This is a genomic window from Escherichia sp. 20412-1, assembly GCF_003027595.1.
Classification (GTDB): domain Bacteria; phylum Pseudomonadota; class Gammaproteobacteria; order Enterobacterales; family Enterobacteriaceae; genus Escherichia; species Escherichia marmotae.
Genome location: NZ_PYQM01000004.1, coordinates 51,821 through 68,072, shown reverse-complemented (window position 1 = coordinate 68,072; position 16,252 = coordinate 51,821). Strand labels below are relative to the sequence as shown.

General features: G+C 45.8%; 13 protein-coding genes and 5 tRNA genes. 10 read left to right on the top strand and 8 right to left on the bottom strand.

Translation table 11 applies throughout. The features are described from left to right. Positions 1 to 10 precede the first annotated feature (10 nt). Positions 11 to 1,090: a nicotinate-nucleotide--dimethylbenzimidazole phosphoribosyltransferase gene (cobT, locus tag C7B16_RS04710; protein ID WP_001194240.1), complete on the top strand. Its 1,080-nt coding sequence runs from the start codon at positions 11 to 13 to the stop codon at positions 1,088 to 1,090. A 61-nt stretch (positions 1,091 to 1,151) separates the two neighbouring features. Further along, positions 1,152 to 2,087: a L,D-transpeptidase gene (gene ldtA, locus C7B16_RS04705; protein WP_000986354.1), complete on the top strand. Its 936-nt coding sequence runs from the start codon at positions 1,152 to 1,154 to the stop codon at positions 2,085 to 2,087. Positions 2,088 to 2,143: 56 nt separating this feature from the next. On the opposite strand, the gene C7B16_RS04700 is transcribed toward ldtA, so the two are convergent. Further along, positions 2,144 to 2,219, bottom strand: a tRNA-Asn gene (locus tag C7B16_RS04700). A 323-nt stretch (positions 2,220 to 2,542) separates the two neighbouring features. On the opposite strand from C7B16_RS04700, the gene nac reads away from it, so the two are divergent. Both nac and cbl read left to right on the top strand, forming a co-directional pair. Next, positions 2,543 to 3,460: a nitrogen assimilation transcriptional regulator NAC gene (gene nac, locus C7B16_RS04695; RefSeq protein WP_107179414.1), complete on the top strand. Its 918-nt coding sequence runs from the start codon at positions 2,543 to 2,545 to the stop codon at positions 3,458 to 3,460. 100 nt (positions 3,461 to 3,560) lie between these two features. Then, positions 3,561 to 4,511: an HTH-type transcriptional regulator Cbl gene (cbl, locus tag C7B16_RS04690; RefSeq protein ID WP_001010989.1), complete on the top strand. Its 951-nt coding sequence runs from the start codon at positions 3,561 to 3,563 to the stop codon at positions 4,509 to 4,511. A 37-nt stretch (positions 4,512 to 4,548) separates the two neighbouring features. Here the strand turns inward: cbl and C7B16_RS04685 are convergent. Continuing rightward, a tRNA-Asn gene (locus tag C7B16_RS04685) sits at positions 4,549 to 4,624 on the bottom strand. Between the two features lie 160 nt (positions 4,625 to 4,784). Here C7B16_RS04685 and yeeO point away from each other — a divergent pair. Then, on the top strand, positions 4,785 to 6,260 hold the full coding sequence (gene yeeO / locus C7B16_RS04675) for a toxic metabolite efflux MATE transporter YeeO (protein ID WP_077627720.1): 1,476 nt from the start codon (positions 4,785 to 4,787) through the stop codon (positions 6,258 to 6,260). 100 nt (positions 6,261 to 6,360) lie between these two features. Then, positions 6,361 to 6,436: transfer RNA gene (locus tag C7B16_RS04670), tRNA-Asn, on the top strand. Between the two features lie 92 nt (positions 6,437 to 6,528). Here the strand turns inward: C7B16_RS04670 and amn are convergent. From amn to C7B16_RS04655, 3 genes are all read right to left on the bottom strand, one after another. Next, a complete protein-coding gene (gene amn, locus C7B16_RS04665; protein ID WP_001060212.1) occupies positions 6,529 to 7,983 on the bottom strand; it encodes an AMP nucleosidase in 1,455 nt (484 codons plus the stop codon). Between the two features lie 101 nt (positions 7,984 to 8,084). Next, a complete protein-coding gene (shiA, locus tag C7B16_RS04660) occupies positions 8,085 to 9,401 on the bottom strand; it encodes a shikimate transporter (RefSeq protein WP_000378543.1) in 1,317 nt (438 codons plus the stop codon). A gap of 348 nt (positions 9,402 to 9,749) precedes the next feature. Continuing rightward, positions 9,750 to 9,839: transfer RNA gene (locus C7B16_RS04655), tRNA-Ser, on the bottom strand. A gap of 93 nt (positions 9,840 to 9,932) precedes the next feature. On the opposite strand from C7B16_RS04655, the gene mtfA reads away from it, so the two are divergent. Next, complete coding sequence (gene mtfA / locus C7B16_RS04650) at positions 9,933 to 10,730, top strand: DgsA anti-repressor MtfA (RefSeq protein ID WP_001516583.1); 798 nt, start codon at positions 9,933 to 9,935, stop codon at positions 10,728 to 10,730. A gap of 100 nt (positions 10,731 to 10,830) precedes the next feature. Continuing rightward, a tRNA-Asn gene (locus C7B16_RS04645) sits at positions 10,831 to 10,906 on the top strand. Positions 10,907 to 10,998: 92 nt separating this feature from the next. Here C7B16_RS04645 and C7B16_RS04640 read toward each other — a convergent pair. After that, on the bottom strand, positions 10,999 to 12,057 hold the full coding sequence (locus C7B16_RS04640; RefSeq protein WP_107179413.1) for a glycosyltransferase family 9 protein: 1,059 nt from the start codon (positions 12,055 to 12,057) through the stop codon (positions 10,999 to 11,001). Between the two features lie 304 nt (positions 12,058 to 12,361). Next, a complete protein-coding gene (gene hchA / locus C7B16_RS04635) occupies positions 12,362 to 13,213 on the bottom strand; it encodes a glyoxalase III HchA (protein WP_000218188.1) in 852 nt (283 codons plus the stop codon). A 728-nt stretch (positions 13,214 to 13,941) separates the two neighbouring features. Between hchA and C7B16_RS25205 the strand changes: the two genes are divergently transcribed. Then, on the top strand, positions 13,942 to 14,100 hold the full coding sequence (locus C7B16_RS25205) for a hypothetical protein (RefSeq protein WP_236942350.1): 159 nt from the start codon (positions 13,942 to 13,944) through the stop codon (positions 14,098 to 14,100). Positions 14,101 to 14,188: 88 nt separating this feature from the next. Here C7B16_RS25205 and C7B16_RS04625 read toward each other — a convergent pair whose 3' ends face one another. Beyond that, the gene (locus C7B16_RS04625; protein ID WP_016248841.1) at positions 14,189 to 15,304 is read right to left on the bottom strand and encodes a porin; all 1,116 of its coding nucleotides are present in this window, start codon (positions 15,302 to 15,304) and stop codon (positions 14,189 to 14,191) included. 648 nt (positions 15,305 to 15,952) lie between these two features. Between C7B16_RS04625 and drpB the strand changes: the two genes are divergently transcribed. Beyond that, positions 15,953 to 16,234, top strand: coding sequence for a cell division protein DrpB (gene drpB / locus C7B16_RS04620; protein ID WP_242664688.1), 282 nt, complete (start codon positions 15,953 to 15,955; stop codon positions 16,232 to 16,234). Positions 16,235 to 16,252 lie beyond the last annotated feature (18 nt).

Below are 16,252 nucleotides of genomic sequence, written 5' to 3'. Positions count from 1 at the left end.
GAGAAGTGACATGCAAACACTCGTCGATTTACTGAATACAATCCCTGCTATCGATTCTGCCGCTATGTCGCGCGTACAACGGTATATTGACGGGTTACTAAAACCCGTCGGTAGTCTGGGAAGACTGGAGTCGCTTGCCATACAACTGGCGGGAATGCCGGGGCTGAATGGCACACCTCATGTGGGCAAAAAAGCAGTACTGGTCATGTGTGCCGATCACGGCGTCTGGGATGAGGGGGTCGCTATTTCCCCGAAAGCGGTGACAGCCATTCAGGCTGAAAATATGACACGCGGAACAACAGGCGTGTGTGTGCTGGCAGCACAAGCGGGTGCTAAAGTTCATGTGATTGATGTGGGGATAGATACTGCAGAGCCAATCCCCGGACTTATCAACATGCGTGTCGCCCGAGGTAGTGGCAACATCGCCTCAGGCCCGGCAATGAGCCGCTGCCAGGCTGAAGAGTTGCTTCTGGAAACCATCCGTTATACGCGTGAACTGGCGAAAAATGGCGTAACGCTGTTTGGTGTGGGCGAACTGGGGATGGCAAACACGACTCCGGCAGCGGCGATAGTTAGCGCTATGACGGGACATGATCCTGAAGTTGTGGTGGGTATTGGTGCAAACCTGCCAACAGATAAACTGGCTAATAAAGTGAATGTTGTCCGTCGGGCAATTACGTTGAATCAACCGAATCCACTGGATGGTGTTGATGTACTGGCAAAAGTCGGTGGGTTTGATTTGGTCGGAATGGCTGGCGTGATGTTAGGTGCCGCCTCCTGTGGTTTACCTGTATTGCTGGATGGATTTCTATCTTATGCCGCCGCGCTTGCGGCCTGCCAGATGTCACCCGCTATTAAACCTTATCTTATTCCTTCTCACTTATCGGCAGAAAAAGGGGCGCGTATTGCGCTGGCGCATTTGGGAATGGAGCCTTATCTCAATATGGAAATGCGCTTAGGTGAGGGGAGTGGCGCGGCACTGGCGATGCCCATCGTTGAAGCAGCTTGTGCGATATACAGCAGCATGGGCGAACTTGCTGCCAGTAATATTGTTCTACCCGGAAATACAACTTCTGGATTGAACAGCTAAAAACGGAAAGCCTGACAAAAGCTATACTTATTGGATAACTTTCGCGACTTAGGAAAGGGATATGATGCGTCGTGTAAATATTCTTTGTTCATTTGTTCTGCTTTTTGCCAGCCATCATAGTCTGGCGGTAACTTATCCACTACCTCCAGAGGGTAGCCGTTTAGTGGGGCAGTCTCTTACGGTTACGGTTCCCGATCGCAATATCCAGCCGCTTGAAACTTTTGCTGCGCAGTACGGGCAAGGGCTGAGTAATATGTTGGAAGCGAATCCAGGCGTTGACGTTTTCTTGCCGAAGTCTGGCTCGCAACTCACCATTCCGCAGCAACTGATTTTGCCCGACACTATACGTAAAGGGATAGTCGTTAACGTTGCTGAGATGCGTCTTTATTACTATCCGCCAGACAGTAACACTGTAGAAGTTTTTCCTATCGGGATCGGTCAGGCCGGGCGTGAAACCCCGCGTAACTGGGTGACTGCCGTTGAACGAAAACAAGAAGCGCCAACCTGGACGCCAACTCCCAACACTCGCCGCGAATATGCGAAACGTGGGGAGAGTCTGCCCGCGTTTGTCCCTGCCGGACCCGATAATCCTATGGGGTTGTACGCTATTTATATCGGCAGGTTATATGCCATCCACGGTACTAATGCCAATTTTGGTATTGGCCTACGGGTGAGTCAGGGCTGTATTCGTCTGCGTAATGACGATATCAAGTATCTGTTTGATAATGTTCCGGTAGGCACGCGTGTGCAAATTATTGATCAGCCTGTGAAATACACAACGGAACCGGATGGTTCAAAGTGGCTGGAAGTTCATGAACCGCTGTCGCGCAATCGAGCAGAATATGAGTCTGACAGAAAAGTGCCATTGCCGGTAACGCCTTCTTTGCGGGCGTTTATCAACGGGCAAGAAGTTGATGTAAACCGTGCAAATGCTGCGTTGCAACGTCGCTCGGGAATGCCTGTGCAAATTAATCCTGGCGCAAGGCAGAGGTTTTAAAATAACTGCCGAGTGAATAGCAAAAAGCCCGCATTAAAAGCGGGCTTTTCAAAATTTGGCTCCTCTGACTGGACTCGAACCAGTGACATACGGATTAACAGTCCGCCGTTCTACCGACTGAACTACAGAGGAATCGTGAGAACGGGGCGAATATTAATGGCGAGGCCTGGGGATGTCAAAGGGGGAAATGCATTTTTTTGTTCGTTTGCTGCCAATTTCAACAAAGCGATGAACTTTCAATCTTTTTAATCATGTTCCATCGTGGTGCATATCACCCTTTCATGGGGCATGGGACATTTGTTCTGTAAAAAAGAGCAAGGGCAAAACAATCATAATCTCTTATTTGACAGGCTATTAGCTTTAGTACCAGCGGAAAAATGAAACTGGCAAGTATCTTGCAATCTGGTTGCAGTAATGTCGGCACTTGGGCTGACTTTTAAAAAACCGGAGGCACCATGAACTTTAGACGCCTGAAATACTTCGTAAAAATTGTAGATATTGGTAGCCTGACCCGGGCTGCTGAAGTATTGCATATAGCACAGCCTGCGCTCAGTCAGCAGGTTGCTACGCTGGAAGGAGAGCTGAATCAACAACTTTTGATTCGCACAAAACGAGGCGTTACACCGACAGACGCCGGAAAAATTCTCTACACCCATGCGCGGGCAATTTTACGTCAGTGTGAACAGGCCCAACTGGCGGTACATAACGTAGGACAGACATTATCGGGTCAAGTTTCGATTGGCTTTGCGCCTGGGATCGCCGCGTCATCTATCACCATGCCCTTATTACAGGCGGTTCGAGCCGAATTTCCAGAGGTGGTTATCTATCTACATGAAAATAGTGGTGCTGTTCTTAATGATAAACTTATTAATCGTCAGCTTGATATGGCGGTGATTTACGAGCATTCCCCTGTGTCAGGCGTATCCAGCCAGGCCTTGTTAAAAGAAGATCTGTTTCTTGTCGGTACTCAGGATTGTCCTGGGCAAAGCGTTGATGTTAATGCTATAGCGCAAATGAACCTCTTCCTTCCCGGCGATTACAGTGCAGTAAGACTTCGTGTCGATGAGGCTTTTTCCCTACGGCGACTCACAGCTAAAGTTATCGGTGAAATTGAGTCTATCGCCACACTTACCGCCGCGATTGCCAGCGGTATGGGCGTTGCAGTATTGCCGGAATCGGCCGCGCGTTCGTTATGTGACGCTGTTAACGGTTGGATGTCACGTATTACCACACCTTCAATGAGTCTCTCATTGTCATTAAATTTACCCGCCAGATCGAATTTATCGCCACAGGCGCAGGCAGTGAAAGAGCTTCTGTTGTCAGTGATTAGTAATCCAGCTATGGAAAAAAGACAATGGCAATTGGTGAGCTAAACGTTATATCCGAATGGAATAAGATGCAGGTTTTTATTATTTGTTATGCCGGGCATTAGACTCTAACAATAGTGGATGTCTGATATGCCCGGAGTTTACCGTGAATTTCCAACAGCTAAAGATAATCCGCGAGGCTGCCCGTCAGGATTACAATCTGACAGAGGTCGCGAATATGCTCTTTACCTCACAGTCTGGTGTCAGCCGTCATATTCGAGAGCTGGAGGATGAACTTGGTATAGAAATATTCATTCGTCGGGGCAAACGGCTTCTTGGCATGACTGAACCGGGCAAAGCGTTACTGGTTATTGCAGAACGTATTCTGAATGAAGCCAGTAATGTTCGTCGGCTTGCCGAGCTGTTTACCAACGATACGTCTGGCGTACTCACTATCGCAACGACGCATACTCAGGCTCGCTACAGCTTGCCGGATGTCATTAAAGTCTTTCGCGAACTTTTCCCGGAAGTGCGACTCGAGCTTATCCAGGGAACGCCACAGGAAATTGCCACATTGCTACAAAATGGCGGCGCTGATATTGGCATAGCCAGTGAGCGTTTGAGCAATGACCTCCAACTCGTCGCCTTCCCCTGGTTTCGTTGGCATCATAGTTTGCTTGTTCCTGTTAATCATCCTTTAACAAAAATTACGCCATTAACGCTGGAATCAATAGCGAAGTGGCCGTTGATCACTTACCGGCAGGGGATTACAGGCCGCTCGCGTATTGATGATGCATTTACCCGCAAAGGTTTGCTGGCAGATATTGTATTGAGCGCCCAGGATTCTGATGTCATCAAAACCTACGTCGCCCTTGGGCTGGGAATCGGATTAGTAGCCGAACAATCCAGCGGTGAACAAGAGGAAGAGAATTTAATTCGTCTGGATACTCGCCATCTTTTCGATGCCAATACTGTCTGGTTGGGGCTGAAACGAGGGCAACTGCAGCGTAACTACGTCTGGCACTTTCTGGAACTGTGTAACGCTGGATTGTCGGTTGAGGATATTAAGCGGCAGGTGATGGAAAATAGTGAAGAGGTAATTGATTATCAGATATAACAAAAAGCCCGCTATCAAAGCGGGCTTTTCAGAAATTTGGCTCCTCTGACTGGACTCGAACCAGTGACATACGGATTAACAGTCCGCCGTTCTACCGACTGAACTACAGAGGAATCGCTGTTGGGGCACATCTTAACGGCGAAAAATATTTTGTCAAACCCGATTTTTAAAAAACCTAACTGTTTGCCGTTTCTATCAACAGTTTGTTGCATTTGCAGACAATTTGACAGCGAAAATCTTTGCAGCTTTGCTGATTCTCCCTCATTATTTGAAATGTGGTTTCACTTTCTGCAATTAGGGTCGGCTTTGAATATCTCCTCTGCTTTACGCCACACTCGCTGGCACGCAAAACGCAAGAGTTACAAAGTGTTGTTCTGGCGTGAGATAACTCCGCTTGCTGTTCCTATCTTTATGGAGAATGCCTGTGTTCTGTTGATGGGCGTCCTGAGCACTTTTCTGGTCAGTTGGCTGGGAAAAGATGCGATGGCGGGCGTAGGGTTGGCTGATAGCTTCAATATGGTCATTATGGCCTTTTTTGCCGCTATCGATCTTGGTACTACTGTCGTTGTGGCATTTAGTCTCGGTAAACGTGATCGACGGCGAGCCAGAGTAGCGACACGGCAATCATTGGTAATCATGACGTTGTTTGCCGTGCTGTTGGCTGTTCTTATTCATCATTTTGGCGAGCACATTATCGAATTTGTTGCAGGTGATGCCTCGACGGAAGTGAAAGCACTGGCGCTGACTTACCTGGAGCTAACGGTAATCAGTTATCCTGCTGCGGCTATCACCTTGATTGGCAGTGGGGCACTTCGCGGTGCAGGGAATACGAAAATACCGCTGCTTATAAACGGCAGCCTGAATATTCTTAATATTATTATTAGCGGTATATTAATTTACGGTCTTTTTTCCTGGCAGGGATTGGGTTTTGTCGGGGCTGGGCTGGGATTAACTATTTCCCGTTATATTGGCGCAATTGCAATTTTGTGGGTACTGGCGATTGGTTTTAACCCTGCGCTACGGATCTCGTTAAAGAGCTATTTTAAGCCTTTGAATTTCAGCATTATCTGGGAAGTAATGGGGATCGGTATTCCTGCGAGCGTTGAATCTGTATTATTTACCAGTGGCCGGTTATTAACACAAATGTTTGTCGCCGGGATGGGAACCAGCGTTATTGCCGGGAACTTTATCGCTTTTTCGATCGCGGCTCTTATCAATTTACCAGGAAGTGCACTCGGTTCAGCCTCCACAATAATCACCGGTCGAAGACTGGGGGTAGGGCAGATAGCGCAAGCAGAAATTCAGTTGCGGCATGTTTTCTGGCTGTCCACTATTGGACTAACGGCAATAGCCTGGTTGACTGCCCCTTTTGCCGGAGTTATGGCGTCGTTTTATACCCAGGATCCACAAGTTAAACATGTCGTTGTGATTCTGATTTGGCTAAACGCTTTGTTTATGCCTATTTGGTCCGCCTCATGGGTGTTACCTGCTGGTTTTAAAGGTGCTCGTGATGCACGCTACGCCATGTGGGTTTCTATGCTGAGCATGTGGGGATGCCGCGTGGTTGTGGGTTATGCGCTGGGAATTATGCTTGACTGGGGCGTGGTTGGCGTCTGGATGGGGATGTTTGCCGACTGGGCCGTGCGTGCCGTGCTGTTTTACTGGCGGATGGTGACCGGGCGTTGGCTATGGAAATATCCTCGCGCTGAACATAAAAAGTGTGAAAAAAAGCCAGTTGTGTCGGAATAAACGGCAAAACGCAGAATATTTCAGCAAACGCTTTCAAAATTAAAAAACAGGCTTTGACATTGTGGATGGGCATAGTTAATATTCGCCCCGTTCTCACGATTCCTCTGTAGTTCAGTCGGTAGAACGGCGGACTGTTAATCCGTATGTCACTGGTTCGAGTCCAGTCAGAGGAGCCAAATTCTGAAAAGCCCGCTTTGATAGCGGGCTTTTTGCTTTGCTACTTATCAAATCCTTCACATTTTTTCCTGACGCAAAGGATCTGAACTCATTACCGGAACGGCGGCTCATTAAAGGTTCGCAGTTTACGCGAATGCAGTCGATCGCCTTCCGCGCGCAGCAAATCTATCGCCCGAATGCCAATTTGCAGGTGCTCGGAAATAGCGCCTTCGTAAAAACGGTTAGCCTGGCCGGGAAGTTTAATCTCACCATGCAACGGCTTATCTGAAACACACAGTAGCGTCCCGTATGGCACGCGGAAACGATATCCTTGTGCTGCAATGGTTGCACTTTCCATATCAATCGCCACGGCCCGGCTTAAGTTAAAACGCAGTGCAGAAGCCGAGTAGCGCAGCTCCCAGTTTCTGTCATCTGTGGTTACCACAGTGCCAGTACGTAACCGCTGTTTAACTTCCTCACCCGGTCTACCGCTGACCAGCTTGGTCGCGTCATAAAGCGCACGTTGCACTTCAGCAATGCTGGGAATAGGAATATCGGGCGGCAGAACCGCATCGAGAACGTGGTCATCGCGTAAATAAGCATGCGCAAGTACATAATCACCAATAGACTGGCTTTCACGTAATCCACCGCAGTGACCAATCATTAACCAGACATCCGGACGTAGCACCGCCAGATGATCACAGATGGTTTTTGCATTTGACGGCCCCACGCCAATATTCACCAGAGTGATGCCCTGACCATCAATAGTGATTAAATGCCAGGCGGGCATCTGGTGTTTTTTCCATGCGAGGTCGGAAATTGCTTCTTCAGGTGCTTCTGTTTCGGCAGTGATCCAGTTCCCGCCAGCGCAAGAAAGTGCAATATAAGGGCTTTCAGGATCAAGGATCTGGCTGCATCCCCAACGAACGAATTCATCCACATAACGTGTGTAGTTGGTAAACAAGACGAACGGCTGAAAATGTTCGACAGGTGTGCCGGTATAATGGCGTAACCGCGCGAGGGAAAAATCTACCCGGCGTGCATCAAAATGCGATAACGGAGAAAATTCCGCCGGATGATAAATGCCGTCTGCAGTTTCATCGCCAATTTGTGCCAGCTCTGTTGTCGGGAAATAACGCGTTAGCCCGGCGCTCATTGAGCGATCAAGCGTTAACTCGGAGCCATCAATGACATAGGGGTAGGGGATTTCATGCTGTGACGGTTGCACGGAGATATGCGCGCCATAATCCTGATACAACAAAGTAAGTTGTTCATTGAGATACGAACGAAAGAGAGCAGGGCGTGTGATGGTGGTGGTATAGCTGCCAGCGTGAGTAAAGCGACCGAAAGCGCGTGTTTTGGGGGGATTGGTTGTGCTGCCGTCCCAGGTCACGGTCAGTGATGGATAGACAAAAAGACCTTGTTTGCGGGCGTTTTCATCAGGCAATTCGCCACTTTTAATATATTTGCCAATGGCATTGCGTAAAGCGACTACAGATTGCTCATACAGCGCGTCGAGTTTATCCAGTGCCTGAGCTGGGGTCAGACCGGAGCCCTTATTATTCATGTGTGTCTCCTGTTCCATACAATTACCGCGTTTCCGATAGTATGTCACAGGAATGTGAAACAAAAGTGGAAGGCGAAGATCGAATGATCTTCGCCAGACCCTCAGGCGCGTTGATTGTCTTTCATCAACAAAGCAGTTATTGCGGAAATCAGGCATCCTGCCAGCAAATAAATGGCGACGCTATGCCAGTCTCCAGCAAAATAAGTAATGAGAGCTGCAGCAATAAAAGGTGTAAATCCACCCCCTACCACACTGGCAACCTGGTATCCGACCCCCGCGCCGCTGTAGCGATAACTGGCACCAAACATCTCGGTGAACATCGGTTGTTGCACACAAACCACCATGTCATGCGCAATGTTCGCCAGCATAATGGAGAAGAAAACAATCCAGAAAATGGACTGTGCCTCAAGCGCCATAAAGAAAGGAAACGCGCTTAACGCTCCAATTAACGCGCCAGTGATATACACCCTACGGCGGCCAAAACGGTCGGCAAGCCAGGCAAAACAGGGAATTGTCAGACAGCTTAACCCACCCACCAGCAAACCAATATTAAGGAACAATTCGCGCGGTAACCCCATATTCTGGGTTGAATAGTTAAGTGCAAAGGCGGTAACGATATACATTGTCAGCAACTCGCACAGGCGTAGTGCAATAATCTTCAGGAAAGCGCCGGGATGTCGTAACAGGGCTTCGATAACCGGGATACGCTTTTGCGCGGTCACTTGATTATGTTGCTGTTGTTCAAATTCAGCGGACTCCTCCATGCCATTACGCACCCACAATGCGCCCAGCACCAGTATGATGCTAAACAGGAAAGGGATGCGCCAGCCCCAGCTCAAAAACTGCTCATCAGTAGTCATCATGCTGATCAGTGAAACCAGTCCGGTTGAAAGTAGTAACCCTACACCGTAACCAACTTGTACGCCGCTGCTGTAAAAGGCTTTTTTATTTTTCGGCGCGCTTTCAACAGACAGCAATGCAGCGCCTCCCCACTCTCCGCCGACGGCAAAACCCTGAATGGCACGCAGCGTCACCAATAAAATCGGTGCCCACCAGCCAATAGTCGAAAACGAAGGGAGAATACCAATCAAAGCTGTTGCGATGCCCATCATCCAGACGGTCAGCATTAACATGCGTTTACGTCCCAGACGGTCGCCAAAATGGCCGAAAATGACACCTCCGAGCGGACGGAAAAGGAAACCGACCCCAAAAGTAGCAAATGCGGCGAGCGTTCCCATTGCCGGGCTTATTTGCGGGAAAAACTCGCGATTAAACACCAGTGCGGCGGTAATGCCATAGAGTAAAAAATCGTACCAGTCGACGACGGCACCGGCGAAACTGCCTAACGCAGCTCGTCGGGCGCGACTTAACGAAAGCGTGCCTTCATCGGGACGCGTGGAGATGAGCGTGGAGTCCATAATGTTCCTATTTGTACTGTCTTTTTATAATTAGTATGGAAAAGGTAACTCACATTGCCGTCGAACTATAAACGAACCTTATGAGACTACCGCGACAGAGAGCATCTGCAAATGTTTTTATGTCAGAAAATGACTATGGGGGACGGGTAGGGGCATCACTGTAATGTGCGGAAACGAAACAGAATTGTGGGTTCAGGCGCGTATTAGAAATTCAAAAACAGCGAGAAAAATGTGATTGCTAAAGTAGTGCAGGTTACTTACAGGCGTTATTTTTCGCGGATGAATTTTTCGAATTTTCTCAATGGGATTTGTGTCACTGACATGGGGCGGACTAGCTGTTTGAATGATTGGCGGAGAGAGGGGGATTTGAACCCCCGGTAGAGTTGCCCCTACTCCGGTTTTCGAGACCGGTCCGTTCAGCCGCTCCGGCATCTCTCCGTTCAGATTGTTGCCATGATGCCAGGAAATTTGGCATTTTAACAGTCTCTGTCCGTGCAATTTTGTTCAAGTGACGAGTTTGCGAGCAAAACGATGATTAAGTGGCCCTGGAAAGTACAAGAAACCGCCCATGATGATGCAATTCCGTGGAAGGAAGCTTTGGCGATACCTCTTTTGACATGTTTGACTGAGCAAGAGCAAAACAAATTAGTCACTCTGGCTGAACGTTTTTTGCAACAAAAACGGCTGGTTCCTTTACAAGGCGTTGAACTTGATGCATTGAAAAGTGGTCGCATTGCCTTGCTGTTTTGCTTACCTGTTATGGAACTGGGACTGGAATGGCTGGATGGATTTCATGAAGTGTTAATTTACCCGGCACCATTTGTGGTAGACGATGAATGGGAAGACGATATAGGGCTGGTTCATAATCAACGTATTGTTCAGTCAGGTCAAAGCTGGCAGCAAGGTCCCATCGTGCTGAATTGGCTCGATATACAGGATTCTTTCGATGCCTCGGGATTTAATCTGATTATCCATGAAGTTGCACATAAACTGGACACCCGAAATGGCGATCGCGCCAGTGGCGTCCCCTTTATTTCTTTACGCGAAGTCGCGGGCTGGGAACACGATCTTCACGCTGCGATGGATAACATTCAGGAAGAAATTGAGTTAGTGGGGGAGAATGCCTCCAGCATCGATGCTTATGCTGCCAGTGATCCTGCCGAATGTTTTGCCGTGCTTTCCGAATACTTTTTTAGTGCTCCGGAGCTTTTTGCGCCTCGCTTCCCCTCGCTGTGGCAACGTTTCTGCCAATTTTATCAGCAGGATCCACTGCAAAGACTGCGAAATGCTAATGAAAGGGACGCATATTCAGCACCAGATGTTCATTAAATATCAATTTTGTTGCTTAATTAACCGATTGAAATGGCTTGTGAATTTTAGTGTTGACACTCGCTGCACCACTCAGTAATATTCGCCTCGTTCTCACGATTCCTCTGTAGTTCAGTCGGTAGAACGGCGGACTGTTAATCCGTATGTCACTGGTTCGAGTCCAGTCAGAGGAGCCAAATTCAAAAAAGCCTGCTTTAAGCAGGCTTTTTGCTATTTAGCGCCAAATCATAACAGACATATCTAAAATCTCTTAAATCTGATAATTACATCAGGATTGAATTTTTACGATAATTCTTTTCACCGTGTTTCTGAATTCATCCAGATTGATGCGATCAATCTCTTTCCCTACTACAATTGTCTCTGAAATATCCGCCATTGCAGGCCAGCGTGTTTTATAATCGGCATACACGGCGATGACAGGAACATGATAAGCACTTGTCATATGCAAAATAGAGGTATCTGGCGTTATCGCGAGAAATGCATTTTTTATGACGGCAGCAGAACGTGCTATTGAAGGAGCCAACGATAAATGATAGACATTGTCAAAATACTGGGTTAGCTCTACTGCTTTTTCAGTACCATTGGGTCCATGAACAATGACAATTGGCATATTTGTTTCATTTTTAATCATAGCTATTAGCTTTTGAGCTATTGTTTCTGAAAAGGTTCTTTCCTGGGCACTGCCATCAAGATTAAGAGCGATGTAAGAACCCAATGGATCCAGTTCATAATGTACCTCGTCTATTACCTCTTCGTGGATCGGTAATTCAAATAAAGGGGGGACGGGTGGGAAACCTGCTTCTCGCATCATGAAAGCCCATGTCATTGGTACTGGCGCTCGAAGAGACTGATCCATTGTTGATGCCGATTTACATAATGGGGAATAACATGTCATCGTTAAACCCACAACTTGTAAATTCGTTTTCGCCTTTAAATGACTTATGAATAGCATTGTTTTCAAGTTTTTCTTGCGCATCGCTTCAATACAGAGATCTGGTGTACCGTGTTGCTCTCTTATACTTTTCGCCAGTTTTTTTATTTCATTTAAGCTGGCATAGTCCTGCATTGTCATACTGACTAATGTTAATTTGGTGTATTTAAGATGAAGCGCATCAAAAACAGATTTATTAATTGTAGATGTGACAATTAATAAATGTTTTATTTTATGTGATTCCAGCGATCTAATTATTGGGTAAATAGCCATTGCATCACCAATTTGATCTGGAATGTGAATGACTGCAAATTTAGTATTTGCAATATCAATATCTTCACATGAATAATCATAATAGCTAAATGCAATGCGTCTAAAAATTGACGTTAACGACATATCTAACCTCGCTTCCCTACTGGTTAAAACGTGATGGAGTTTATCAGAGATAGTCGTTTTCTAAAATCGATAAATAACGTAATGCCACATAACATGTCCTTATATTTTATGTGTTAATGATTTGCTTGAATTATACTTGTTATTTCAACAAAGGATTGTATTGCATTCTTCAATGCATGAAGCTGATGCAAAAATGGAGGTAAGACAAGAGATAAGGCGTCAACAACTGGTGGTGAACATCTCTCGTTTATTCAGTGGGGGAGATAAACCCCCACTTTTTTATTATACCGTAAGTGATGTCCGGTTAACCCACGTATGCCGCCAGCATTTCCTGTGCAGCAAGTTTGCCCAGCGCATTCGCTGCAAAAGGGCTGTCTCCGGTGAGAAGTTTACGATCCTTATGTACCCGGCCAGTAATGTCATCATTGATGATGTTCATTCCCATTTTCTTCAGTTCTTCACCGAAGTACCAGGTCAGATGACCCGGCATATAGCCAATATCTGGTGTTTGTTTGTCTGCTGCATCCGGGAATGCGCAAATTGAATAACCGTTTAGTGGGTTATCACCGTGGCGGAGCGACAGAAACGCAGCCGGGCCGTGACAAAGAGAGATAACAAAGCGGTCGTTTTCAATTGCCCATTGCAGAGCGGTAGCAACTTCTTTGCTTTCAGGTAAGCCAATAAGAGCACCATGACCACCTGGGACAAAGATTGCTGCGTACTCGCTGTCTGCGTTGAGGCTGGCGACAACATCCGCTAATTTCTTCGGATTGCGGAACAGAGATTTGTGCTGCTCAAAGAATGGCATCACTTTTTCATCTTTGTGTGGCATAGCCCAGTATTCAAACTTCGTCATCAGGCCAGAGATGGTCGCAACTTCGAACTCGAAACCAGCAGCATGCAGGTGATACAACGGCAGCAACGTTTCAATGGGATGGTTGCCCGTCGAGAATAGTTTACCGTTATCGGTCGGCAAATAGCGTTCGTCAGCGGCGATCACCAGAATTTTATGCTTACCGCTATACGGTTTTGGGTAGTCCACACCATCAAGATCAGATACAGGACTGGTATATTGGCTAAGCGAATATTCTGAAGGGAAGAACGCATTATCTTCAGCAATATCAATCTGCGGGTTCTTACTTGTTTGAACAGTCATAGTGTATTCCTTATTGTTACTTCGGTAGGTTAGTCACTATATTCGCGACTGAGCTGGATGCTATATTTAACCAGGAACGTAAAACGAGTCAATATACCTAAAGCGGTAGAGGGTTGCGTTAAACACGTCAGGGAAAATACATCACAGTTAACGAATAGTGTTCTCATCGAATCAACCTTATTTGCAATAAAAAACGTAAAGCGTAGCAATATATTTTAGTTCATTTTTCAGAAAAGATGAGATTGCATACTCTCGTTACATAGGGCGACTGTAAGAATCATAAATGAGATTTTTAGCAAAAAATAATGATGAAGCCGTTCTGTATAACCGTCAGTCGTGGAAAAATGATGAATCAGATTAAGCTTAACTGATGACAGATATGGTTAATTACATGCTATCAGATTCTCTAATTACAGTAGCAACCAGAAAAAGGTGTGCAAGGAGTGGCTAAGGTTACAGCAGATATAATGCACCAAATATTTAAGGCATAACTATAATCTTTAACAGGTAAATTAATAATAATTTATAGTCTTTTTTATATTAAGATGTTTTCAGAGGTTTTCTATGTACTGAAATATTGTTATTCCGGTGAATGTCTTTCTCGGGATGATAGGGAACTATCGCTTTATTATGCGTAGTTTTTCGCTAACGTTTCTTCAGGGCATATTCATTTACCTGGCTTTATTCCGGAATATGTAAGAATCCTGGAGCGTAGATATGTTTCTGACATGCATCGTTTTAAAGATGCACTACGTGATCAGGCTTTGCACTGTTTAGCGACTCTGGCTGAACAGAAACTGGCAGATGTTATTGTGCCGGGAGTCACCCAGGAATTGAGTTTTGTCGACATGCTACAGCGGTTGAGAGTGCCGCTGCTGGTGATTTGACGAGGGGGATAAAAAAGCCCGAGTTCAATGAGGGACGAACTCAGGCTGGATGAGTTTTTACAGTAACGTGCCGTGGCGCGTTGGCTGATTAGAACTGGTAGACGATACCAACTGCAAACTGGTCATCAGTTGCTGCGCCAGTAATTGCCGCGTCATCTTTATCCAGCATGTTGAATTTATATGCAGTATAAACGTTCATGTTCTTATTGAAGTAGTACCAAGTACCAACTTCAATGTAGTTCACGCGGTCAGCGTCAACATATCTATGGCCTGGGACGCCTTTAATATCTTTACCTTTGGAGTAGACATAACCTAAGGAAGGACGCAGACCAAAGTCGAACTGATACTGAACAACTGCTTCAAAGTTCTGAGTTTCGTTGAGCAGTTGATCATGCATTATCGAGTTGCCGTCTTTGTCGAAGCCGCCTGTATTAACTGATGTCGGTGTCATATTACGAGTTTCACCATACATCACAGCAGCGTAGACATTGTTCGCATCATATTTTGCTGCCAATGACCATACTTCTGCATTTGAACCGTTTCCATCAGCAACTTGCTCATTGGTACGATCAGATTTACCATAAACACCGACAATACCAAAACCATCAATGTTGTAGTCTACGGACAACGCATAGCCATCACCGTTTTGTTTAGTAACGCCACGATTGCTGTTCTTGCCTTGATACTGAATTGCAAAATTCAGTCCATCGACCAGACCAAAGAAATCAGAGTTGCGGTAGGTTGCAACACCGTTGGTACGACCGTTCATAAAGTTGTCAGCGGAAGCCCAGGAATCGCCGCCCCATTCAACTAACATATCGGTATAAGCTGCGGCATCATAGGCAACACCGTAGTTACGACCGTAGTCGAAAGAACCAAATCCGTTATATTTCAAACCGGCGAAGGTTAAACGGGTTTTTTCCTGATTAGAACCTTCAGGCTTGCTGGCATCAAGGTTGTATTCAAACTGACCAAAACCAGTCAGTTCGCTGGTAATCTGAGTTTCACCTTTAACGCCGAAACGAGCATAGGAGGTATCCTCGTTTTCGCTGTTATTATCATCAGTGTTCGACCAGATGCGTTCGCCAACCATCTTGCCGTAAAAATCAACTTTATTGCCATTCTTATTATAAATTTCAGCCGCATTTGCTGCGCCAGCAACTAATAACGCCGGGACCAGCATTGCCAGAACTTTTCTTTTCATTATGTATTCCCTTGTAATTATAATCTTCATGAATATATCAATAAGTGCCATTATCCAAAAAAAAGCACATTTGGATACTATTCTATGAAGTTCATTTTATTTTAAAGATTACATGTAACAAATATATTTAAAAGATTTCAAAATGTTTCTATCTTATTTAATATAATTCAAAATCATGAATTTCAGATACAAAAATTCATGTCATTTATGGTTGTATATCAATGGATTATTGATTTTTCGGAAGGATAGTTTGTGTCAATGAGTGTTGCACCAAAGACCCTGGGTGATCTTGCGCACATTATGAATGGCATAAAAAAAGCCGGCATCATGCCGGCCCAAAAATATAAACAAGACGATAAAGGCTAATAACGGAGTTATCATGACACAGAAAACGAAAAAGGTATAATTGTATTCAGTGCTAATATATACAAGATGTGAATTAATTAATTATCCACTGCCGAAAGAAAAATACTTTCTTATTTGTTTTTTCTGCAAATAATAGCCATTGGCTAAGATTTATATATTTGTTCAAAAAATGAGTGAGACTTGACTGTCTCAACTAATGTGGAAAAATGTGACTTTTATCACATAATAGTGCTAAGTCTGAATTTCCCGGGTTATCTCAAAATGGAGTACGGTTCGACAACGATGGAAGAGAGACTTTCTCGCAGCCCTGGCGGCAAACTGGCTTTATGGGCTTTCTATACATGGTGTGGCTATTTCGTCTGGGTAATGGCGCGTTACATTTGGGTGATGAGCAGGATCCCGGATGCCCCCGTGTCGGGATTTGAAAGTGATTTAGGCTCTACCGCAGGAAAGTGGTTAGGGGCATTAGTGGGATTTTTGTTTATGGCCCTGGTCGGAGCGTTGTTAGGTGGTATTGCGTGGTACACCCGACCCCGACCCGTGCGTAGCAGACGCTATGAGTAAAAACTGCTAAGGTTGCGA